General features: G+C 63.3%; 19 protein-coding genes. 11 read left to right on the plus strand and 8 right to left on the minus strand.

Annotated elements, in window-relative coordinates:
* Positions 1–12: 12 nt before the first annotated feature.
* Positions 13–558, minus strand: coding sequence for a hypothetical protein (locus AB5Y98_RS02230; RefSeq protein ID WP_005303374.1), 546 nt, complete (start codon positions 556–558; stop codon positions 13–15).
* Between the two features lie 314 nt (positions 559–872).
* Here AB5Y98_RS02230 and AB5Y98_RS02235 point away from each other — a divergent pair, with 314 nt between their 5' ends.
* The 4 genes from AB5Y98_RS02235 to AB5Y98_RS02250 all read left to right on the plus strand — a co-directional run bounded on the left by AB5Y98_RS02235 (position 873) and on the right by AB5Y98_RS02250 (position 4,249).
* Positions 873–1,643, plus strand: coding sequence for a substrate-binding periplasmic protein (locus AB5Y98_RS02235; protein ID WP_368231234.1), 771 nt, complete (start codon positions 873–875; stop codon positions 1,641–1,643).
* 81 nt (positions 1,644–1,724) lie between these two features.
* A complete protein-coding gene (locus AB5Y98_RS02240) occupies positions 1,725–3,209 on the plus strand; it encodes a murein L,D-transpeptidase (RefSeq protein ID WP_368231235.1) in 1,485 nt (494 codons plus the stop codon).
* 150 nt (positions 3,210–3,359) lie between these two features.
* Positions 3,360–3,905 (plus strand): DUF882 domain-containing protein, encoded by a 546-nt coding sequence (locus tag AB5Y98_RS02245; RefSeq protein WP_005303369.1) that lies wholly within the window; start codon positions 3,360–3,362, stop codon positions 3,903–3,905.
* A gap of 92 nt (positions 3,906–3,997) precedes the next feature.
* On the plus strand, positions 3,998–4,249 hold the full coding sequence (locus AB5Y98_RS02250; RefSeq protein WP_005303367.1) for a hypothetical protein: 252 nt from the start codon (positions 3,998–4,000) through the stop codon (positions 4,247–4,249).
* Positions 4,250–4,342: 93 nt separating this feature from the next.
* Here the strand turns inward: AB5Y98_RS02250 and AB5Y98_RS02255 are convergent, their stop codons facing one another.
* On the minus strand, positions 4,343–4,957 hold the full coding sequence (locus AB5Y98_RS02255; protein ID WP_005303366.1) for a trimeric intracellular cation channel family protein: 615 nt from the start codon (positions 4,955–4,957) through the stop codon (positions 4,343–4,345).
* A gap of 134 nt (positions 4,958–5,091) precedes the next feature.
* Complete coding sequence (gene cysZ, locus AB5Y98_RS02260) at positions 5,092–5,856, minus strand: sulfate transporter CysZ (protein ID WP_368231236.1); 765 nt, start codon at positions 5,854–5,856, stop codon at positions 5,092–5,094.
* A gap of 109 nt (positions 5,857–5,965) precedes the next feature.
* On the opposite strand from cysZ, the gene AB5Y98_RS02265 reads away from it, so the two are divergent.
* The 3 genes from AB5Y98_RS02265 (at position 5,966) to ligA (ending at position 12,586) form a co-directional block, all read left to right on the plus strand.
* Complete coding sequence (locus AB5Y98_RS02265; protein WP_368231237.1) at positions 5,966–9,340, plus strand: AAA family ATPase; 3,375 nt, start codon at positions 5,966–5,968, stop codon at positions 9,338–9,340.
* 15 nt (positions 9,341–9,355) lie between these two features.
* Complete coding sequence (gene zipA / locus AB5Y98_RS02270) at positions 9,356–10,480, plus strand: cell division protein ZipA (RefSeq protein ID WP_368231238.1); 1,125 nt, start codon at positions 9,356–9,358, stop codon at positions 10,478–10,480.
* A 99-nt stretch (positions 10,481–10,579) separates the two neighbouring features.
* On the plus strand, positions 10,580–12,586 hold the full coding sequence (ligA, locus tag AB5Y98_RS02275) for an NAD-dependent DNA ligase LigA (RefSeq protein WP_319906649.1): 2,007 nt from the start codon (positions 10,580–10,582) through the stop codon (positions 12,584–12,586).
* 73 nt (positions 12,587–12,659) lie between these two features.
* On the opposite strand, the gene AB5Y98_RS02280 is transcribed toward ligA, so the two are convergent.
* Positions 12,660–13,637: an ABC transporter substrate-binding protein gene (locus AB5Y98_RS02280; RefSeq protein WP_368231239.1), complete on the minus strand. Its 978-nt coding sequence runs from the start codon at positions 13,635–13,637 to the stop codon at positions 12,660–12,662.
* Between the two features lie 442 nt (positions 13,638–14,079).
* On the opposite strand from AB5Y98_RS02280, the gene nrdD reads away from it, so the two are divergent.
* From nrdD to AB5Y98_RS02300, 4 genes are all read left to right on the plus strand, one after another.
* Entirely contained in the window at positions 14,080–16,197 is a 2,118-nt protein-coding gene (gene nrdD, locus AB5Y98_RS02285; RefSeq protein ID WP_368231240.1) for an anaerobic ribonucleoside-triphosphate reductase, read from the plus strand.
* Between the two features lie 169 nt (positions 16,198–16,366).
* Positions 16,367–16,876 (plus strand): anaerobic ribonucleoside-triphosphate reductase-activating protein, encoded by a 510-nt coding sequence (nrdG, locus tag AB5Y98_RS02290; RefSeq protein ID WP_368231241.1) that lies wholly within the window; start codon positions 16,367–16,369, stop codon positions 16,874–16,876.
* A 64-nt stretch (positions 16,877–16,940) separates the two neighbouring features.
* Positions 16,941–17,111 (plus strand): YqaE/Pmp3 family membrane protein, encoded by a 171-nt coding sequence (locus AB5Y98_RS02295; RefSeq protein ID WP_005343870.1) that lies wholly within the window; start codon positions 16,941–16,943, stop codon positions 17,109–17,111.
* Positions 17,112–17,255: 144 nt separating this feature from the next.
* Positions 17,256–17,648 carry an energy transducer TonB gene (locus AB5Y98_RS02300; RefSeq protein ID WP_017787823.1) on the plus strand — a complete coding sequence of 131 codons (393 nt, stop codon included), beginning with the start codon at positions 17,256–17,258 and terminating at the stop codon, positions 17,646–17,648.
* Between the two features lie 31 nt (positions 17,649–17,679).
* Here AB5Y98_RS02300 and AB5Y98_RS02305 read toward each other — a convergent pair whose 3' ends face one another.
* The 4 genes from AB5Y98_RS02305 to AB5Y98_RS02320 all read right to left on the minus strand — a co-directional run bounded on the left by AB5Y98_RS02305 (position 17,680) and on the right by AB5Y98_RS02320 (position 21,164).
* Positions 17,680–18,039: an MliC family protein gene (locus AB5Y98_RS02305; RefSeq protein WP_368231242.1), complete on the minus strand. Its 360-nt coding sequence runs from the start codon at positions 18,037–18,039 to the stop codon at positions 17,680–17,682.
* Between the two features lie 127 nt (positions 18,040–18,166).
* Complete coding sequence (locus tag AB5Y98_RS02310) at positions 18,167–18,928, minus strand: ABC transporter substrate-binding protein (RefSeq protein ID WP_337079383.1); 762 nt, start codon at positions 18,926–18,928, stop codon at positions 18,167–18,169.
* Between the two features lie 141 nt (positions 18,929–19,069).
* The gene (locus AB5Y98_RS02315) at positions 19,070–20,098 is read right to left on the minus strand and encodes a DUF2955 domain-containing protein (protein WP_005303346.1); all 1,029 of its coding nucleotides are present in this window, start codon (positions 20,096–20,098) and stop codon (positions 19,070–19,072) included.
* Positions 20,099–20,108: 10 nt separating this feature from the next.
* Positions 20,109–21,164 carry an HlyD family secretion protein gene (locus tag AB5Y98_RS02320; protein WP_005303344.1) on the minus strand — a complete coding sequence of 352 codons (1,056 nt, stop codon included), beginning with the start codon at positions 21,162–21,164 and terminating at the stop codon, positions 20,109–20,111.

The raw sequence follows: 21,164 nt of genomic DNA on the forward strand, positions 1-21,164 counted from the left end.
GGAGAATACGTCTTACTGGGCGACGGTCAAGCGCACCGACTGGACATTGAGCGGTGTCGGGGCGGAGAGCGCCAGAAAGTTGGGACGCTTGGGATCCGAGGTCAGCGACTCGCCCGGCAGGCTGAGGCGGATCTCGTTGATGCCGGCCTTGGCCAGCTTGACGGTGGTGGTGAAATCGTGACCCAGTGCCACCTTGAGCAGGGCGCCGGCCTGCGGGCTGTTGACCCGGGCCTGGATGGTCAGTTCTTCCGGCTGTGCCTGCTGCTTGGGCAGCACGAAATAGAGGCCACCCTGGCCGCTCAGTTCGGTGCCGTCCGCGCTCGGTTTCTTGGCCCAGCCTTCGCTGGAGAGGAAGCGGCTCGGCTTGGTCAGATTGAGCTCGTTGCCGGGCTGGTAGGTCATGCTGGAGTTGTGCTCCCAGAAGCGGGTCTTGCCTTCCAGGTAATAGAGCTTGTAGGCCAGGCTCACGTTGGGGTGGGCGGCCAGATAGAGGGTGTAGAGATAGAAACCACTCAGCGCCATGATGGCGGTCAGAAAACCAAACTTTTTGTACGTCATATCACTCTCTGCGCCTCACGGTTTGTAGGCTGATTTCGCGCATATGCTAATCCAATTGCAAAAAAAGCATAGTGGATCACAAAAATATATTTGGTCACATATTAACCCCTTTCTGATTGGTGTTCCAAATGTCGCTTCTCCCTCTTTTTAGCTAGCCCCCAGGTCCTGTTGTGGCGGGCCGGCCGGGCCCCTTTTCTGCTCGGGCGGTGCCGCTTTTTCGGCGCCCGATCATGGTCTGCATCCCTGTGGCAGGATCTGTCGCCATTTTGCCGAGGCCGATTTATGATGAGCTGATACGCCGTCAAGGATGACCCATGAAGCTGAAACTCTGCTGCTGGATGCTCTGGTTGCTGACACCGCTGGTATCGGCAAATGCGCTGTGTCCTGCTCCCTTGCGGATCGGTTATGACAACTGGCCGCCCTATCACTATTACCTCGAGTCCGCGGCCGGCAAGAAAGAGCTGCAGGGCTTTGCCATCGAAGCGCTCAACGCCATGCTCAAACGGCTGGATTGCAAGGCCAGCTACGTGGAGATGCCCTGGAAACGGGTGTTGCACGGCCTGGAGTTGGGGGTAGTCGACATTGCCATGGAGGCCTACTTCAACGAGGATCGTGCCCGTTACGCCTGGTTTTCCGATGCCTACAATCCGGGCCGCAGCGTGCTCTGGATCCGCAAGTCAGACGCCTATTCCGATACCGATCTGGCGAGCTGGTTGGCCGACGGGCATACCCTGGGGGTCACCAAGGACTACTACTACGGCGCCGAGATCAGCGAGCTGCTACGCCGTTATGCCGCCCAGGTGAGCGTCGTCAACGACGAGCAGAACTACGGCAAGCTGGTGTTGGGACGCATCGACGGTTTCCTCGGCGATGTGCTGGCCACCCCCTGGGGCTTGAAGAAGGAGGGGTTGAGCGATCTGATCGTGCCCCATGCCATGGCCGTATATGAAGCACCGACCTTTTTCATGTTCAGCAAGAAACGGCTGTCCCCCGAATTCGTGCGGGAGTTCAATCGCGAGCTGGCCAAGTTTAAAGCAACAAATGAGTATGACATTATCTGGCGGCGCTATGCGCCCGCCGGCTAGCAAAGTCGCGGGCATTCACGCATGATGAGCGCCTTGACCGCCGGGTCTGACGGATTGAAGTGAACCGATCTTGAGGTAAGCATGGGGAAGAAGTATTGGCTGGCATTGGCAAACCTGATCTGGCTGGGCTGCTGGCCAGCGGCCATGGCACAGGCCAGCGAAGGCCAGGTGGTGGTGAGCAATGCGGCGGAGCAGCATGACTGGTATCAGAACCGGACGGCGGAGCAGGCCAGGCAAGAGCTGGAGCAGCAACTGCAGGAGGCCGTGCTGGCCCAGCTGCACCCGGATTTCTATACGCTCTGGAAGAAGCTGCAGGCCAAGCCGGCGGATCAGCGCGGCGCCCTCTATGACGAGGCGTTCGGCAAGCTGGCCCGGTTCCAGCAGGCATGGCGCGCCATGGATCTGGTCTCCCGCGAGCAGATGCAGACCCTCAAACTCAATCTGAACAAGCCGCTGGCTCACGAGCCGGCCGGCGACAACCTGCTGGAACAGGTCAAGCAGCTCAGACCCCAGGTCGCGGAATACGAGGTGGTGCGCGAGGAAGTGCGCAAGCTGCTGGCGCTGCCCATGGCCAAGAAGTGGCCGACCCTGACCATGCCAACCCTGCGAGCCGGCGAGGTTTCTCCTGAGCTGGGCCAGATCCGTTCCATCCTCAACGAGCTGGGCGATACGGCCCCGCGCCATGACGACGCCACCTACGACGATGACACCCTGCAGGCGGTCAAGCAGTTCCAGCGCCGTCACGGCCTGACCGCCGACGGTATCATAGGCCGGCAGACCCGCAGCTGGCTCAACACCGGGCCCGAGGTGCGCGCCAGTCTGCTGCTGCGCAACCTGTGGCGACGCGATCTGGTGGATCAGCTCTCCGGCGCCCGCTACGTGCTGGTCAACATCCCCGACTATCGGCTGAGCGTGGTGGAGTCCGGCAACGAGGTGTTTACCAGCCGGGTGATCGTCGGCAAGGAGCAGCGGGCTACCCCGATCCTCGCCAGCGAGATCCGCTCCATTGTGCTCAACCCGGCCTGGCACGTGCCGCGCTCCATCCTGAGCAAGGACATTCTGCCCAAGCTGGGGCGTGACCCCGCCTACCTCAATCGCGAGCAGTTCGAGGTGATCGACGGCGAAGGCAATCCGGTGCAGTTCACCGAAGAGGGCTGGCAGCAGGCATTGGCGTCCGGTTTCCCCTATCGTCTGCGGCAAAAGCCGGGCGATCACAATGCACTGGGTCGCTACAAGTTCTATCTGCCCAACAACGAGGCGATCTACCTGCACTCCACCCCGCGCAAGGCACTGTTCGAGCAGGGGGCGCGCGCCTTCAGTTCGGGTTGCATCCGGGTGGAGCACGCCGACGATCTGGCCGAGCTGCTGCTGGCGGACTCCCGCTACCAGCCCGACAAGGTGGCCAGCATCCTGAAAGAGAGCCAGACCAAGTGGCTGCCGCTGACCACTCCGATCCCGGTGTTCACCGTCTACTGGAGCAGCTGGATCGACGAGGAGGGACGTCAGCAACTGCGCAACGACATCTATGGATTTGATCGAGTCAGCTACCAGAGTCGCTTGCTGTGATCCTCGCCACAGAGTGAAAAGCCCGGCCTGCGCCGGGCTTTTTCATGGCCCCTTGCGGTTTGACAGCGGCCGGCTCGGCGGGTAGTTTCAAGCGCCTGTATCAAATTCATTCAACGGTTTCACCTCAACATTGCGATGGACGGACAAGGGATGCTTGATCAAGAGATAAGCCGACGTCGCCTGCTGCTGGGTGCCGGTTGCCTGCTGGGGGGCTCGCTGTTGTCCTTCCCCGCCATGGCGAGTCGCAGTACGGCGGGACGTGAACTCAGCTTCTTCAATCTCAATACCGGTGAGCGGGTGCGCACCAGCTACTGGGAAGATGGACGCTATCTGAAAGACGGGCTGGCCGAGCTCAACCACATCTTTCGCGACTACCGTCGCAACGAAGTGTTCAACATCGACAGGAAGCTGTTCGACCAGCTCTACCTGCTGCAGCACAAGCTGGGTCGCCACGGCGAAATCCAGCTCATCTCGGGCTATCGCTCCCCCGTGACCAATCGCCAGAAGCGCAGTCGCAGCCGCGGGGTGGCCAAACACAGCTACCACACCCTGGGGCAGGCGGTGGACGTGCGGATCCCCGGGGTACAGCTGGCGCACCTGCGCAAGGCGGCGCTTCATCTCAAGGTGGGCGGCGTCGGTTACTATCCGAGTGACAACTTTGTACACCTCGACACCGGGCCCGTGCGCAGCTGGTAACGGCGGTTTGCTGGCCGCATCGGCCCGGCGGGTGACTGGTCAGCGGGGTGGCCGAGCTGGTAGGCTCTGGACACCATGCAGAGGAGAACCAGATGAAACATATTTTGCTTGGCGGGCTGATTGCCCTGCTGCTGACCGGTTGTGGCAAGCTCAACCGCGAAAACTACGACAAGCTCAAGATGGGGATCAGCTACGCCGAGGCGAGCAGCATCCTCGGCAAGGCCGAGCGTTGTGACGATGCGCTGGGCACCACCAGCTGCATCTGGGGCGATGAGGGCAAGAACATCAAGATCCGCTTCATCGCCGACAAGGCGACCTTCTTCAGCTCGGAAGGGATCAACTGAGGCAGTTGCTACCCCCTTGCCCAACAAAAAAGCGCCTGACCGGCGCTTTTTTGTTGGCTGTGATCCGTACCGGCTCGCCAGAAGCTGGCGCGCTCAGTGTGCGGCGTACTGATAGTGGAAGGTGGGCAGCCCCCACTTGAAGCGCACCGCCAGCAGGCGCAGCACGAAGCCGATGCCGATGGCACCGAAGGCGGCCCAGTCGTTGGGCAGGCCCTGATCCAGCGCCAGGCAGTAGAGGGCGGCGGTCACCAGCGAGATGGCGGCATAGAGCTCGCGGCGAAACACCAGCGGAATGCGCTGGCAGAGCAGATCCCTGAGCACGCCGCCGAAGGCCCCCGTCACCACCGCCATGATGCAGGCGATGCCGGCGCCGTGACCCATCTCCAGCGCCCTGGCCGCACCGAAGATGGAGAAGACCACCAGCCCCAGGGCATCGAGCGCCATGAACAGCTTGCCGAGATAGCGCATCAGCGGTGCCGAGATGACGCCGGCCATGGCCGCGCCGGCGACCAGCAGCACATACTCCGGGTGTTCGACCCAGAGCAGGGGGTAATGGCCCAGCAGCACATCGCGGATGGTGCCGCCTCCGATGGCCGTCGCCGAGGCGATGATCACCACGCCGAACAAATCCATCCGTCGCCGGCCCGCGGCCAGCGCGCCTGTCATCCCTTCGGCCACCAGGCCCAGCAAGAAGAGTGCATGTAACATGAGATATCCCAGGGTGCGAGAAAGGCCCGCATCCTAACAATCTAGCGCTGGCGGGACAAGCAAACTCATATATGCATTAGATTAAGTAATGAAAAGGGGGCTTTCGCCCCCATTTTTCATCATGCTTGTCCGGGTCAGCGCTTGAGCTGTTCGCTGCGGTAGTGATCGACCCACATGGCGGTGGCGCCGCAGATGGCGACCGGCATCACGAACAGGTTCACCACCGGGATGGCGGAGAAGAGGGTGACCAGGGCGCCGAAGCTCAGGCACTTGCCGCGGCGCTGCTTGAGGGCGTCGCGCATGGTGATGAAGTCGATCTTGTGATTGTCGAACGGATAGTCGACATACTGGATTGCCATCATCCAGGCGCTGAACAGGAACCAGAGCACAGGCGCCAGGGTCTGGCCCAGCACCGGAATGAGGAACAGGATCAGGCAGCCGATGGCCTTGGGCAGGTAGTATTTGAGCTTGATCCACTCGCGGCCGAAGGTGCGTGGCACATCCTTGACGATGTCCAGCATGCCGGTGTCGTTGGCGGCCTCGCCAGTGAGCGCCTGCTCCACCTTCTCCGCCAGCAGGCCGTTGAAGGGGGCGGCTATCCAGTTGGCCACCGAGCTGAACAGGAAGGAGAAGACCACCAGTATGGTGATGAGGGCGATGGGCCAGAGCAGGTAGTCCAGCCAGTCGAGCCAGCTCGGGATCTGCTGGTGCAGCCAGGCGAACAGGCCATCCAGCTGCAGCAGCAGGGCGTAGAAGGCCCCGGCAAACAGCACGAAGTTGACCAGCAGGGGGATCAGCACGAAGGTGCGGATGCCGGGCTGGCGAATGAGGGAGAAGCCGCGCAGAAAGTAGTCTGCACCGCTGATCGAGTCTTTTACCATACGGGGGGAGTGGCTCATCGGAGCTCCATCTGTTCATGGGAAACTGCCAGCATATTACAAACAAGCTTTTGATTTGGTAAAGTCGCCTGCCCGCCTCCTCTTTATTTCGTTACCGACATAGGCCGCCATGCGTCTGAAATTGATCAAACTCGCCGGCTTCAAGTCGTTTGTCGAGCCGACCCGCATCGAACTCAACGCCGACATGACTGCCGTGGTGGGGCCCAATGGCTGCGGCAAATCCAACGTCATCGACGCCGTGCGCTGGGTGCTGGGGGAGAGCTCCGCCCGCCATCTGCGCGGCGAGAACATGACCGACGTCATCTTCAACGGCTCCATCAACCGCAGTGCCCACGGCCGTGCCTCGGTGGAGCTGGTGTTCGAGAATCCCCACAACCGGGTGCCCGGCGAGTTCGGCCGCTTTACCGAGATCTCGGTGCGCCGCGAAGTGCTGCGCGACGGCTCCAATCACTACCAGATCAACGGCCAGAAGTGCCGCCGCAAGGACGTGACCGACCTCTTCCTCGGCACCGGCCTCGGGCCGCGCAGCTACGCCATCATAGAGCAGGGCACCGTCAGCAGGCTGGTGGAGTCCCGCCCCGCCGATCTCAAGCTGTTCATGGAAGAGGCCGCCGGGGTCTCCCGCTACAAGGAGCGGCGCCGGGAGACCGAACAGCGCATCCGCCATACCCAGGAGAACCTGGAGCGCCTCGGCGACATCCGCGGCGAACTGGGGTCGCGCCTCGACCATCTCAAAGCCCAGGCCGAGACCGCCGAGCGCTACAAGCAGCTCAAGAGCCGCAGTCGCGCTGCTCGCGCCGAGCTGATCGGCTCGGAATTGTGGGCGCTGGAGACGCGTCTGGGCGAGGCCAAGACCGAACTGGCCCAGACCGAGCAGGCGCTGGCGGCCCTCGATGCCAAGCGCACCGCCGATGAGGGGCGCCACGTCACCCTGTCGGTCGCCCGCCAGGAGGCGCAGGCCGAACAGGCAAGCCGTCAGCAACAGATTTTTCTCGGCGGTCAGGCCATCGCCCGCCTCGAGCAGCAGCAACTGCACCAAACCGAACTCGGTCGTGACTGGCAGGCGAGGCGGCAGGCCCTCGGCGAACGCATCGAGGGGCTCAAGACCCAGCTGGCCGACCAGCTGGAACAACTGGGCGAAAGCACTCTGCAGGGGGAGGTAGCGTCGGCGCGCCTCGAGCAGTGTGAGCAGTTGCTTACCGACCAGCAGAGCGTGCGCGCGGCGGCGGGCGAGCGGCTCGAGCAGGCGCGCCAGCGCCAGCAGCTGTGGCAGCAGCAGCTTGGCCAGTTGCAGGGGCGGCTCAACCAGACCCGCGCCGAGGTGAACGGCCTGCAGGAGCTGCAGGCCAAGACCCGGCTCGCCCGTCTCAAGCTGGAAGATGAACAGGCCGGCCCCCTCGGTGGGGAGGGGGAGAACCTGCAACCGGCGCTCGATGCGCTGGCGGCGACGCTCTCGCTCTCTCGCGCCCGCCATGAAGAAGCCGAAGCGGCCTGGCAGGCCGGCGTGGCCCGCCACGAAGAGCTCAAGGCAGCGCAGGGACGCCAGCAGGGCTTGCTGCGCGAACTGGAGGCTCGCCTCGCCACCCTGGATCAGATCCTGGGGGAGCAGATGGCGGGTGCCACCCTGGCGGATCGGCTGCAGGTCCCCCCCGAGTGGGCCCGGGGGCTGGACAAGGTGCTCGGTCGCTGGCTCACCGCCACCCCGGCGGACGAGTGCAATCTGGCGCAATCCGGGCTCTGGATTGGTCCGGCCCGACCGGCGGTTGCCGGCACCCTGGCGGCGCAACTGGGCGGTGAGCACATACCCGCCTTCCTCAACGCCATCTGGCTGGCAGAGAGCCGGGAGGAGGCGCAGGCCCGCCTGCACAGCCTCTCTGCCGGTGAGTCGCTGCTCACTCCTGCCGGTGATTGGTTCGGCCCCAACTGGGCGGATCTGGGGGAGGGCATGGCCCTCGGCACCCTGGCGCTGCTCGGCGAACGTGAGCGGTTGCACAGCGAGTTGGTCGCGGGCCGGGAGGCGCTGCGCCGGCTCGATGAACAGCTTGCCGCCGCCGATGCGGCGCGGGCCCAGCTGCACAGCGCCCATGAACTGGCCCAGCGCACCCTGCGTGAGCAGGAGCAGCAGTGGCAGCAACTGCGCGAGGCCTGGAGCCTGCGTGAAGGGCAGCGCCAGGCGCGGTTGCAGCGCCTCGGCCAGCTGGGAGAGGAGTTGATCCGGCTGGATAAGGAGCAGGCTGAGGAGGCGCAGCGGCTGGTGTCGGCCGGGGAGCGGCTTGAGCAGGATGAAGCGGCCCTCGGCGAGCTGCAGGAGCAGGGGGAGCTGCTTGCCGAGGCGCTGCTGCTCGCCCAGGAGCAGGCGAGCGCGGCGGATCGGGCGGTGGAAGAGGCCCGCCTGCGTCGTGAACAGCAGCAGGCCGCCTGCCAGCGGCTGCAACTGGAGCAGCAGAACCTGCGCCAGCTCATCACCCTGCGCGAGCAGGAGCTGGCCCGCCTCGGGCTGGAGCTGGCCGAACTCAAGGAGCCGGGGGCCACTTCGAGTCAGGATCTGTCGCCCCTGCTGGCCGAGCAGCGTAGCCTCGAGGCGCAGCAACTTGCCTGTCATCAGCGGCTTGCAGAATTGGAGCGCCAGCTGACCGAGCTGGAGCAGGCCAGAAGCGCCGATCACAAGCAGCTGGTGCAGATACAGGAGAAGCTGGCGACCCTGCGGCTCGAGCGCGAACGCAACCTCACCCGCCGGCAGGGGCTGCACGAGCAGTTCGAAGAGCTGGGGGTACGGCTGGTGGATCTCGATCAGGCGGTGCTGATAGCGGCTGATCGCGGCAAGCTGCGCCAGGAGATCCAGACCCTGGAGGCGCAAGTGGAGGCGCTTGGCGCCATCAACCTGGCGGCGCTGGAGGAGTATGAAGAGGCGAAAACCCGCGCAAGCTACCTGGAAAACCAGTGCCAGGATCTGGAGCAGGCGCTGGAAACCTTGAGCCAAGCCATTAAAAGAATTGATAAAGAGACACAAATACGCTTCCGTGACACTTTCGATAAGGTCAACGAAGATTTAAAATCCCTGTTTCCAAAAGTGTTCGGTGGGGGCAGTGCCTGGCTTGAGCTCACCTCCGATGATCTTTTGGAGGCCGGAGTGAGCATCATGGCGAGACCTCCGGGTAAGAAGAATGCTACCATTGCCCTGCTTTCCGGGGGGGAGAAGGCGTTAACCGCTCTTGCGCTGGTTTTTGCCATCTTCAGACTCAATCCGGCACCTTTCTGTCTGCTGGATGAGGTGGATGCACCGCTCGATGAAGTGAACGTCGGTCGCTTCTGTTCTCTTGTCAAAGAGATGTCGAGCACAGTACAGTTCGTTTACATCAGTCATAATAAGGTCTCCATGGAGATGGCTGAGCAGCTGGTTGGCGTCACGATGCAAGAGCCCGGGGTTTCGCGCATAGTGTCGGTCGATATCGGTGAAGCCGTCGCTTTGGCTGAGCAAAACTAGAAAGAGAAGCAGCTAATGCAGGAATTGCGTTACATCTTGGTTGCCCTGGGCGGTATTGCCATCGCGGCATTGCTCATTCACGGGTTGTGGAGCAACAGAAAGAATCGTCAGGCACCGATCAAAGAGAAACCTCTGGGTCGGATGGAATCCAAATCACGGGACCGTGACAACGACGCCTTCGACAGTGATGGCATCGGTCAGGTGCGAGTGGTCAGCGGTGGCCGTCGTGCCGAGCCCAAGCTCCACCATGATGAACCTCGCCAGCCGGACGTCAGCCGTCGCGCCCCCGCGCCCGCCTTCGATGATGAAGAAGATGATGACGCCGATCTGCCGCCGCCCGTGGTACGCAAGCCTGCCGCTCGCCCCGTGCCCCCGCCTCCCGTCTATGACGAGGAGGAGTATGAGGAGCCGGTCGCCGAGCCCGTCGAGGAGGTGCCTGCCGCGCCGGTGCGCAAGCCTGCCCAGGTGATCCGTCGTACCCCGGTGCACCGTTCCCGTCCACAGCGCGAACCGCTGCTGCAGCCGCTGGACGAAGAACCGCTGGTGGAGCCAGCCTACGCCACCGCACCCACCTTTGGTGCCCGTGAACAGGCCCAGGCCGCCGCGCCCGAATACAAGGCGCAGCCCCGTTACGCAGCCCCCGAGCCTGCCTACGAGGAGCCCGCCTATGAAGAGCCGGTGCAGGAGCCGCAGATTGAACGTCAGCCGGTCGAGAAGATCTGGCAGGATGTCTATGTCATCAACCTGATGGCGCGCCCCGGCCACGACCTGCAGGGGGCGACCCTGATCTCTTCCCTGCTGGCGCTGGGCTTCAAATTTGGCGAGATGGACATCTTCCATCGCCACGAGGATCTCAACGGCAAGGGCGAAGTGCTCTTCTCCATGATCAACATGGTCAAGCCGGGTACCTTCAACCCGTACCGGATGGAGCAGTTCACCACTCCGGGTGTGTCGCTCTTCATGCAACTGCCGCTGCGCAGCAACGCCGCCTTTGCCTTTGAGCACATGCTGCAGTCTGCCGACCAGCTGGCCAGCGATCTCGATGCCATGCTGACTGACGTGGATCGCAGCCCGCTGAGCGACGAGACCATCGCCCGTTACCGGCACGAGCTGGCCGCCTACGAGGCCAGTCGCGACTAATACGCCAGGCGGGTCGAATGAATCAAAAGTGCGGTACCCAGGTGCCGCATTTTTATTGCTCCGCTGGCCGGTTTTTCCATCACACTTCGAGACTTTTTCATGAGCGATATCCTCTCCCGCCACCGTCAACTGTGTGAGCTGCTTACCGAATATGGGCATCAGTACTATGTGCTGGACAACCCCACAGTGCCGGACGCCGAATACGACCGCCTGATGCGCGAGCTGATCGCGCTGGAGGCCGACCATCCCGAGCTGAAAACCCCGGCCTCGCCGAGCGTGCGGGTGGGCGGTCAACCGCTCACCGCCTTCAAGCAGGTGCGCCACGAGATCCCCATGCTGAGCCTGGACAACGTGTTCAGCAGCGAAGAGCTGCAGGCGTTCGAACAGCGCATGAGTGATCGCCTCAAGCGGGAGGTCAATTTCACCTTCTGCTGCGAGCCCAAGCTGGACGGCCTGGCGGTGAGCCTGCTCTACGTGGATGGCCAGCTGGTGCAGGCCGCCACCCGGGGCGATGGCACCACGGGTGAGGAGATCACCGAGAACGTGCGCACCATCAAGGCCATTCCCCTGACCCTGCGTGGCGAGGGGTGGCCGGCTCGGCTGGAAGTGCGCGGCGAGGTCTTCATGCCCAAGGCGGGGTTCGAGGCGATGAACGCCAGAGCGCTGGCCGCCGGCGAGAAGGTGTTCGTCAATCCGCGCAACGCCGCCGCCGGCAGCCTGCGCCAGCTCGATTCACGCATCACCGCCAGCCGTCCGCTCAGCTTCTACGCCTATGGGGTGGGGGTCGGTGGCGAACTGCTGGGGGATTCCCACTACGGCCGCCTCACCCGGCTCAATGCCTGGGGGCTGCCGCTCAGCCCGGAGGTGAAGCTCAAGGAGGGGGCCGCCGGTTGCCAGGCGTTCCATGACGACATCCTGGCCCGCCGTGGCGCACTCCCCTACGAGATCGATGGCGTGGTCTACAAGGTGGATGCCATTCCCCTGCAAGAGGAGCTTGGCTTCGTGGCCCGTGCACCGCGCTGGGCCACCGCCCACAAGTTCCCGGCCCAGGAGGAGATGACCCTGCTCGAAAACGTCGAGTTCCAGGTCGGCCGCACCGGCGCCGTGACCCCAGTGGCCAAGCTCAAACCTGTGTTCGTCGGCGGTGTCACCGTCTCCAACGCCACCTTGCACAATGCCGACGAGATCGAGCGCCTTGGCGTCATGATCGGCGACACCGTGATCGTGCGCCGGGCCGGGGACGTGATCCCGCAGATCGTGGCGGTGGTGGAGGCCCAGCGTCCAAGCGATGCCCGTGAAATCCTCTTCCCGACCGAGTGTCCGGTGTGCGGCTCTGCGGTAGAGCGGCTGGAAGGGGAGGCGGTGACCCGCTGTTCCGGCGGCCTGTTCTGCGAGGCGCAGCGCAAGGAGGCGATCAAGCACTTCGCCGCACGCCGCGCCATGGACGTGGACGGTCTCGGCGACAAGATAGTGGAGCAACTGGTGGACAAGGGGCTGGTGAAGACCCCGGCCGATCTGTTCGGCCTCAACGCCATCCAGCTGGCCGGGCTCGAGCGGATGGGGCAAAAATCGGCCCTCAATCTGGTGGCGGCCATCGATGCGGCGCGCAGCACCACGTTGCCGCGCTTCCTGTTTGCGCTGGGGATCCGCGAAGTGGGGGAGGCGACTGCGCTGAACCTCGCCAACCACTTCCTCACTCTGGACGCCCTGCGTGCCGCCTCGGTGGAGCAGCTGCTGGAAGTGGCCGACGTGGGGGACGTGGTGGCCAAGCATGTCTACTACTTCCTGCGCCAGCCCCACAATATCGAGGTGCTGGAGGCCCTGCTGGCCGCCGGTATCCACTGGCCCGCCATCGAGAAGAAGGAGGCCGCACAGCAGCCCTTTGCCGGCAAGACCTTCGTGCTGACCGGCACTCTCACCACCTTGTCGCGCAACGACGCCAAGGCGGCGCTGCAGGCGCTCGGCGCCAAGGTGGCGGGCTCGGTGTCGGCCAAGACCGATGTGCTGGTGGCGGGGGAGGCGGCGGGCTCCAAACTGGCCAAGGCCCAGGAGCTCGGCATCACCGTCTGGACCGAAGAGGAGTTGCAGCAGGCGCTGCAGGGCTGAGTCGCTGGCTCAACCAGATAAACGAAGAACCCGGCATGGCCGGGTTCTTTGTTATGGGGGCAATGATCGAGGCTTAATCACGCCAGAGGATCTTGTAGCGCCACTTGTCGGGCAGGGTGAGCTGCCAGCGGGCCAGCTCGCTCTTGCTGAACACATACTCGCCGCGCAGGGCAGCCCGCGGCGCCAGGGTCTTGGGCTGGGCTCCCTCCAGAATGGCATTGACCAGCTCGGCCGCCTTGGCCCCCTGATCGTGCCCATCCAGCACCAGGCCGCCGATGGCCTTGCCCTTGCCCACCGTAAACTCCCAGAAGCAGAACAGCGGCACCGGACTGTGGGCACTGGTCCACTCCAGCACCTGGCGTTCATCCACGTGGTGGCCCTGCTCATCGATGAGGGTGTGGTAGAGGCCGATGAAGATCGCCTGATAGCCGTTTTGCCTGGCGTTGAGCACGGCCTCCTGCCACAGGTCGTAGTCGCCGAGCAGCTGGCTGTTGACCCGGGTCTGGCCGACCCGCAACTCGGTCTGGGTCTTGAACTCATCCTCGATGGCGGTCAGGGCCACGTTGCTCGAATCAAACAGCACCAGTGCCTTCTTGATCCCCCCCATCAGCTGGCTCATCTCGCTGATGTTGCGCTTGAGCAGGGGGCGCTCCAGCACGCCGGTGATCTTGGGGTGGCCGACCAGCCCCTTGTGGCGCGGGTTCTCGTTCATGCCGAGGAACACCACCGGGGTGCCGAGGGAGGCGATGCTGGTGGCAAGGTAGTTGATGGCGTTGTCATCGCCAAGCACCACCAGATCCGGTTTCACCTGGTGGTAGTAGGCGAGCGCCCGTTCGGCGATCTGGTCGAACTCTTCGGCGGGGCGGCGCTTGGTATCCATGTAGAAGTGGCTGATGTGGTGCTCGCCCTTGAGGTTGGCCACCAGGCTGGCGTTGTAGCTCTGATCCCACAGGTACTCGGGATGGTAGCTGCTGATCATCAGGATCTCGGCAGCCCACAGCCGCAGCGACAGGGGGCACAGCAACAGTAGCAGCAACAAAGGCTTGGTCATATGGCTTCCCATCGGCACAGAGGTGTTGTCATTCATTATGTTCACTCCTGGGCCAGCCGGTGCCGGTCAATTACTGTCGGAGGGGAAATCTTTTTCTCGCTGGCCGGCATCGGGCGCTAGCCCGCACCAGGCTTGAGAGTGGTCTCGTATGGTGCCTTTTGTGGCTGGTCGGGAACTGCGCCACTCGCCTAAAAACCTGTTCTGGATCAAGAAATACGACCCCGCTTTGGTGCCTAATAGACACCACATATAGGGCTGTATTCGTTTTTAATCCCTATATGTTGTGTTATTAAGCTGTGTAAAAGCTGTTCCCTTCTCATCGTCAGCCCAGGCTTGTCAAGCCTCGGCTGAATTTATTTGCGCCGAGGACGAGGCGTGGAGAAGGGGGCCAAACAAGGGTAAGCCGAGGGCGAGAGCCTGGCCTTTTTAACGGGGAAACTCCATGAAACCGGTTGTGATCAAACGTGATGGATGTCGCGCACCATTCAATGCCCAGCTGATTGCCGAGGCGGTGGGCCGAGCGGCGGAGGCGGTCAATCAGGCCAGTCCGGCGCTGGCAGAGCGCATTGCCGCCGCCGTCAGCCAGGAGCTGGAAGGGCGGGGAGAAGTGGACATCCACGAGATCCAGAACCGGGTCGAGAACCATCTGATGGCTTCCGACGACAAGGCCATCGCCCGTGCCTACATCGAATACCGTCACGACCGGGATCAGGCCCGCGAGGCCCGCGGCCGGCTGGCCCAGGAGATCCGCGGCCTGGTGGAGCAGACCAACGCGGCCCTGCTCAACGAGAACGCCAACAAGGATTCCAAGGTGATCCCGACCCAGCGAGATCTGCTGGCGGGCATCGTCGCCAAGCATTACGCCACCAGCCACATGCTGCCCCGCGACGTGGTGCAGGCCCATGAGAGCGGCGATCTGCACTTCCACGATCTCGACTACTCCCCCTTCTTCCCCATGTTCAACTGCATGTTGATCGACCTGAAGGGGATGCTGACCCACGGCTTCAAGATGGGCAACGCGGAGATCGACACCCCCAAATCTATCAGCACCGCCACCGCGGTCACCGCCCAGATCATCGCCCAGGTGGCGAGCCACATCTATGGCGGCACCACCATCAACCGCATCGACGAAGTGCTGGCTCCCTACGTGACCATCAGCTGGGAGAAGCACCGGGAAGTGGCGGTGGAGTGGGGCATCGGCGATGTGGATGCCTACGCCATGGCCCGCACCGAGAAGGAGTGCTACGACGCCTTCCAGTCGCTGGAGTACGAGGTGAACACCCTGCACACCGCCAACGGTCAGACCCCGTTCGTCACCTTCGGCTTTGGCCTTGGCGACAGCTGGCAGTCACGCCTGATCCAGCGGGCTATCCTGAGCAACCGCATCGCCGGCCTTGGCAAGAACAAGAAGACCGCAGTGTTCCCGAAACTGGTGTTCGCCATCAAGGATGGCCTCAACCATCGGCCGGGCGATCCCAACTACGACATCAAGCAGCTGGCGCTGGAGTGTGCCTCCAAGCGGATGTACCCGGACATCCTCAACTACGACCAGGTGGTCAAGGTGACCGGCTCCTTCAAGACCCCCATGGGTTGCCGCTCCTTCCTCGGTGCTTACGAAGAGCACGGCGAGCTGGTCCACGAAGGGCGCAACAACTTAGGGGTGGTGAGCCTCAACCTGCCACGCATCGCTCTCAAATCCCGCGATGAAGCGGATTTTTGGGACAAGCTGGATGCCGCCCTGCGGGTAGCCAAGACCGCACTGATGTATCGCATCAAGCGCCTCGATGGCGTCAAGGCCCGGGTCGCCCCCATCCTCTACATGGAAGGGGCCTGCGGCGTGCGCCTCAAGGCGGACGACAATGTCAGCGAGATCTTCAAGCACGGTCGCGCCTCCATCTCCCTTGGCTATATCGGGGTGCACGAAACCATCAACGCCCTGTTTGGCGAGCAGGTTCACCTGTTTGACAGTGCCGAGCTGCAGCAGAAGGCCATCTCCATCGTCGAGCGCCTAAAGGCGGCCACCGACGAGTGGAAGGAGGAGACCGGCTACGGCTTCAGCCTCTACTCCACCCCGAGCGAGAACCTCTGCTCGCGCTTCTGCCGCATCGACGCCAAGGAGTTTGGCGTGGTGGCGGGGGTGACCGACAAGGGCTACTACACCAACAGCTTCCACCTCGATGTGGAAAAGCAGGTCAATCCGTACGACAAGCTGGACTTCGAGGCGCCCTATCCGCCCATCGCCAGCGGCGGCTTCATCTGCTACGGCGAGTACCCCAACATCCAGCACAACCTGGAGGCGCTGGAGAACGTCTGGGACTACAGCTATGACAAGGTGCCCTACTACGGCACCAACACCCCCATCGACGAGTGCTACGAGTGCGGCTTTACCGGCGAGTTCGAGTGCACCTCCAAGGGCTTCACCTGCCCGCGCTGCGGCAACCACGACCCGGCCAAGGTGTCGGTGACCCGCCGTGTCTGCGGCTACCTCGGCAGCCCGGATGCACGCCCCTTCAATGCGGGCAAGCAGGAAGAGGTCAAACGCCGGGTCAAACACATGTGAGCCGAGCCCTCACCCTAACCCTCTCCCAGAGGGAGAGGGAACCGGCCGAGGTGCTGTTTGTACTGCCTTGCTCCCTTCTCCCGCTCAGGTTGAAAAGAGTGGGAGAAGGGCTGGGGATGAGGGGGCATCCATCATCACCTGCCTGCCAAACCGTGAATCGAGAGACAAGATGCACTACCACCAGTACTATCCGGTCGATGTGATCAACGGCCCAGGCACCCGTGCCACCCTGTTCGTCTCGGGCTGCGAACACCAGTGCCCCGGTTGCTACAACCAAAGCACCTGGCGGCTCGATGGTGGCAAGCCGTTTGATCAGGCGATGAGCGATCGCGTCATCTCGGATCTTAACGACACGCGCATCAAGCGGCGGGGACTGTCGCTCTCCGGCGGCGATCCGCTCCACCCCGCCAACGTGCCGCATGTGCTGGCGCTGGTGCAGCGGGTACGTGCCGAGTGCCCCGGCAAGGACATCTGGTGCTGGACCGGCTATCTGCTTGGCGAGCTCAGCCCGGCCCAGCGCGAGCTGGTGGCCTTGCTGGACGTGCTGGTGGACGGCAAGTTCGAGCAGGGGCTGGCGGATCCCGGCCTGCTCTGGCGTGGCAGCAGCAATCAGCAGATCCACGACCTCAACGCCTGGCGGGAAGGGGGTGAGCGCATTCCCTGTCTGGTTTGCAGTTGAGGCCAGGGATGTTTATGGTTAGCCCATTCCAATCCCTGTGACATCGTTGACGAGGAAATCCGAGATGAACAATCTGCTCAAGATCCTGCTGGCCATCTTCCTGCCGCCGGTCTGTGCCTTTATCCAGGTGGGCTTCAGCCTGCATTTTCTGATCAACATAGTGCTGACCCTGCTCGGCGGTCTGCCCGGCATGGTGCACGCCCTCTGGCTGGTGGTCAGCGACAAGCGCGGCTGACGTTGAACCTCTTTGCTAAAAGCCAACCCGATGGGGTTGGCTTTTTTTATGCTGTTCAAATGGGTTCCGATTGTTACAGTAATGGGCCGGCAACCCTGCCGGGGAGGGGTGACCCCTCTGATCTGACTCAACAAGGAGTGTTGAATGGGTTTGAAGTTCTTGCTGCTGGGCACTGTGCTCGGCCTGCTGGGGGGCTGTGCCAGCCCCAGTCCCACCGTGAAACTGAACCAGCCACCGTTGGAGGTGACCATGGCGGAGCTTGGCAAATACTGGGTGCAGGATGGCGAGGTGCCCCCGTTTGAACCGGTGGGCGGCGCGCCAGCCAAGCGGCCCGTCAAGGGCTATGTGGAGATCCGTTATCTCATCGACTCCAACGGCAATCTGTTCAGCCCAGAGATCCTGGCCTCGGAGCCGCCCGGCGTGCTGGACCTGATCGCCCTGTCGGGGTTGGCCAAGACCCGTTATCGAGTGTCGGAGCAGAACCCGCAGGCCATTCCGGTGCGAGTGGTGGGTCGCTACGAGATTGAAGTGGAGTAATGAGCAACCCCGGCCTGGCCGGGGTTGTTGTTTACTGCTGCTTGCAGTCGTTGTAGACGCTCTGCCACTCGCCATCCTTGTCGCGTATCTCGACAAAGCCCTCGTCGCCCTTGTTCCACCAGACGGCCTCGCGATCGTCGGTGTAGCGGGCGCCGGAGGCAGAGACGCTCTGCGGCAGGGTGTAGTCCTTGCCATCCGGCAGCGCCAGCTTGACGAAGTTCAGGCTCTGATCGGAGAGGGCGAAGTAGCGCACCTGTACCCGTTGGCCCTGTTCGCACAGATAGGTGACGGGGTCGCCGCCGGTCACGCTCAGGGGGTCGGCGCCGCGTTCGCAGCCGCTCAGCAGGGTCAGGGTCGTAATGCCCAGCAGCAGAAGGTTGGCGTGCTTCATGTTGATTCTCCATCGGTGTCATCCGGGCGTGATCCTAACAGCTTGCCCAAGGGGGGCAATGCCGCTCGACCCGGCTTGCGTCGAGATGCGTCCATGGGCGTCAAAAGAAGCACTAATGAGTATGGGCTCAATGCAGGCCTAGTCTGGCCTCGAAGGCGCGCACCAGCGCCTCGTAGGTGCCGTTGTTTTTGATCTTCTGCAGCCCCTCTTCGAAGCGACTGGCCATCTCCTCACCCCGGGGGTGGGCGCGGGAGAAGGCGAGCCAGAAACCGTCGGTGGAGATCTTGCCCACCTTGACCACCTTCCCGCTCAGCTGTTTCTGCTGGATCTTGAGGTAGCCCGGCATCTCGTTCATCAGGATGTAGTCGACCCGGCCGCGCACCAACATCTCGATGATCTGGGTGTCTGACTTGGCCTGAAAGCGGGTGATCCTGGGGTTTTCCATGAAATCGGTGGGGTAGGTGTAGCCGAGAGTGATGCCCACCGTCTTCTGTTCCAGCGAGGTGAGCTTGAGATCCCGGCGCGGTTCGCTGGCCAGGGCGAAGATGGCGAGATCCTCCTCGAACATGGGGGTCTCGTGCCAGAAGTACTGGTAACGGTTCTCCTCGGTAATGGTGGCATCGAAACAGCCGAGCACCTTGTCGCTGCGCGCCTCGTACATGCAGCGGGCGAAGGGGATGGTACGAAACTCCACCTCGACCCCCTCGGCGGCAAAGGCTGCCTTCACCAGCTCGGGCGCGAGCCCCTGCGGCTGGCCGCTCTCTTTGTCGAGAACGCAGTAGGGGGCCCAGTCATCTTCCGCGGCGATCAGCACAGACTCGGCCCGGGCGCTTCCCACCATCAGCAGAAGACAGATAACCAGCCAGTGAATGTGGGTTGCGTGTGTCATGGTCTCTCTCCCGTTGCCAACTGCCCTAGCAAGCATAGTTGCTGGGGCTGGCCGCAGGCGCTGCCAGATACAGGGCAAAAAAACGCCCCGGTAGGCATAGCGGGGCGAAAGGCAGCACATCCTTGAGCTAACAACAGGGGGTCAATAACCGAACCGGGTGGCCTCGAAACGGTTAAGCAGTCGGTGGATGAGGTAACAGGCCAGCAGGGTGGCGACGATGGCAAACAAGATGCTGCTGACCCGGTAGAGGGCACTGAACACCAGATCGTTGCCGGGCGTCAGGTACTGGCCGAACAGGATGCCGAGGGTGGTGAGGGCGCCGAAGCCGACCCCGGAACCGCTCGCCTCCTTCACGTGGGCATGACTGAACAGCATGGCGCCGAGCCAGAGCAGGGGGGCAACCAGGATCAACAGTCCGGACCAGTCGTAGAGCACCAGCTGGCCGACCAGGCCGAAGCTCACCCCGAGCAGGGTGCCCATGGCCCGCTTGCGGGCATAGCTCAGGGCGCCGTCCCAGTGCATGGGGAAGAGCACCAGCAGGGTGGTGGCCTGGGCCGACATGGAGTCCCGCAGATCGAAGAGCTGGAACACCATGAAGGAGAGGGTGGCGATGCTGGCGCCAAGCAGCGCCTCGTGCCGCATCCGGTGCGGTGCCTTGGGGGAGGGGGCCGGCTTGGGGCGCTCCTCCACGTCGGGGATGAGCGCCGTCATCAGGTAGGCGATGAGTACCGACAGCACGCTGGCCCACAGGTTGCTGAAGATGAGGTCGTTGAGATCGGTCTGCGGGTAGCTGGCAAAGTGCAGCATGATGCTGAGACTCAGCACCCCGTTGGCACCGAACAGAAACAGGCTGCCCCGCGACATGGCGGCGAAACGGTAGAGAAACAGCAGGAAGGCGATGGGGATCATCAGGCCGGGATGGCCGCCAAACAGCCCCCCCAGCAGCCCCACTTCCAGCCCGCAGACCACGGCGGCGGCGATCAGCTGGCGGGCAGCATGACCGTTCATCACCGGCACCATGCCCAGCAGCAGCACAGGCGTCACCGTGTAGAAGACGCCGTAGTTCCAGCCGAACAGCTTGCAGAGCAGAAAGCCGCTGGTGCTGCCAAAGGCGATGCGCAGGCATTGGCGCAGTTCATTGGCGGTGAGGGGTCTGTGCCACAGGTTCATTGCCGTCACCTCAGTAGATGTAGTGCAGCAGGCTGAGCAGGCGGATCTGGGCGCGGGCCAGCAGCCCGGTCAGGGCGTTGTCGGGCAGCAGCTGCACGGTGGCACGGGCACCGGCCGGCAGATGGGCGGGCAGCTGTTCCAGCGCCAGATGCAGGCGCAGACGCTGAGCATCGCGCACCCAGCGATCCGACTCGGTGGGGCTGGCCAGCTGGCCGTTGGCATCGAACTGACCGGCGCTGACCCCGGCATCCAGGCTGGTGACCCGGGCGGGATAGAGGCGGCCCGGCTCGCCATCGAAGGCGACCAGGGCCAGGCTATCCTGATCTACGTGGCGCAGGCTCTTCTCGCGAAAATCGGCGATCACGTCCACCTGCTCGGAGACCAGCGCCAGCAGCGGGGCGCCCGCCGCGGCGAAGCTGCCGGGCTTGAGCTGCAGGTTGGTGATGATACCGTCCTGGCTGGCGTGTACCCGGCTGTAGGCGAGATTGAGCTCGGCCTGGGCGAGGCGGTTGCGGGCCTGGCGCAGCAGCAGGTTGTCGTCGCCGGGCAGGCCGCGGTTGACCCTGGCCTGGGTCATGCGGGCCTTGCTGGCCAGCAGGTTGGCCTGGGCGGTGCGAAATGCGCTGTCGGCGTCATCCTTCTGCTGCTCGGAGACCATGTGGCGGCGATAGAGGGCGTCGATACGCTCCGCTTCCCGCAGCTTGAGGGCGGCCTGGGTCTGCAACGAGCTGAAATCGGCGCTGGCGGCGTTGAGGGTGGCATCGAGCTGGCGATTCTGTTGCTCGGCCTGGGCCAGGGCGAGGCGAGCCTGCTCTACCGCCAGCTCGAAGGGGGCCGGGTCGAGGGCAAACAGCAGGTCGCCCTGTTTGACGTGCTGGTTGTTGGCGACAGCCACCTCCATCACCTTGCCGCTGACCTGGGGCGCCATCTTGGTGACGACGCGGGTCGCCATGGCCTGCGGGGTGAGCGGCATCTTGAGGTCGGCCAGCAGGAAATAGGCAAAGACCAGTACGAAGGCGCCCATGGCCCATTTGATCCAGCGTTGGAATTGTTGATCCGGGGTCAT

Origin of the sequence: Aeromonas sp. s3, from assembly GCF_040907805.1 — a bacterium.
Classification (GTDB): Bacteria; Pseudomonadota; Gammaproteobacteria; order Enterobacterales; family Aeromonadaceae; genus Aeromonas; species Aeromonas dhakensis.

Coding starts and splice junctions, on each gene's coding strand:
- AB5Y98_RS02230 (WP_005303374.1), bottom strand. CDS start 558: ATGACGTACAAAAAGTTTGGTTTTCTGACCGCCATCATGGCGCTGAGT.
- AB5Y98_RS02235 (WP_368231234.1), top strand. CDS start 873: ATGAAGCTGAAACTCTGCTGCTGGATGCTCTGGTTGCTGACACCGCTG.
- AB5Y98_RS02240 (WP_368231235.1), top strand. CDS start 1,725: ATGGGGAAGAAGTATTGGCTGGCATTGGCAAACCTGATCTGGCTGGGC.
- AB5Y98_RS02245 (WP_005303369.1), top strand. CDS start 3,360: ATGCTTGATCAAGAGATAAGCCGACGTCGCCTGCTGCTGGGTGCCGGT.
- AB5Y98_RS02250 (WP_005303367.1), top strand. CDS start 3,998: ATGAAACATATTTTGCTTGGCGGGCTGATTGCCCTGCTGCTGACCGGT.
- AB5Y98_RS02255 (WP_005303366.1), bottom strand. CDS start 4,957: ATGTTACATGCACTCTTCTTGCTGGGCCTGGTGGCCGAAGGGATGACA.
- cysZ (WP_368231236.1), bottom strand. CDS start 5,856: ATGAGCCACTCCCCCCGTATGGTAAAAGACTCGATCAGCGGTGCAGAC.
- AB5Y98_RS02265 (WP_368231237.1), top strand. CDS start 5,966: ATGCGTCTGAAATTGATCAAACTCGCCGGCTTCAAGTCGTTTGTCGAG.
- zipA (WP_368231238.1), top strand. CDS start 9,356: ATGCAGGAATTGCGTTACATCTTGGTTGCCCTGGGCGGTATTGCCATC.
- ligA (WP_319906649.1), top strand. CDS start 10,580: ATGAGCGATATCCTCTCCCGCCACCGTCAACTGTGTGAGCTGCTTACC.
- AB5Y98_RS02280 (WP_368231239.1), bottom strand. CDS start 13,637: ATGACCAAGCCTTTGTTGCTGCTACTGTTGCTGTGCCCCCTGTCGCTG.
- nrdD (WP_368231240.1), top strand. CDS start 14,080: ATGAAACCGGTTGTGATCAAACGTGATGGATGTCGCGCACCATTCAAT.
- nrdG (WP_368231241.1), top strand. CDS start 16,367: ATGCACTACCACCAGTACTATCCGGTCGATGTGATCAACGGCCCAGGC.
- AB5Y98_RS02295 (WP_005343870.1), top strand. CDS start 16,941: ATGAACAATCTGCTCAAGATCCTGCTGGCCATCTTCCTGCCGCCGGTC.
- AB5Y98_RS02300 (WP_017787823.1), top strand. CDS start 17,256: ATGGGTTTGAAGTTCTTGCTGCTGGGCACTGTGCTCGGCCTGCTGGGG.
- AB5Y98_RS02305 (WP_368231242.1), bottom strand. CDS start 18,039: ATGAAGCACGCCAACCTTCTGCTGCTGGGCATTACGACCCTGACCCTG.
- AB5Y98_RS02310 (WP_337079383.1), bottom strand. CDS start 18,928: ATGACACACGCAACCCACATTCACTGGCTGGTTATCTGTCTTCTGCTG.
- AB5Y98_RS02315 (WP_005303346.1), bottom strand. CDS start 20,098: ATGAACCTGTGGCACAGACCCCTCACCGCCAATGAACTGCGCCAATGC.
- AB5Y98_RS02320 (WP_005303344.1), bottom strand. CDS start 21,164: ATGACCCCGGATCAACAATTCCAACGCTGGATCAAATGGGCCATGGGC.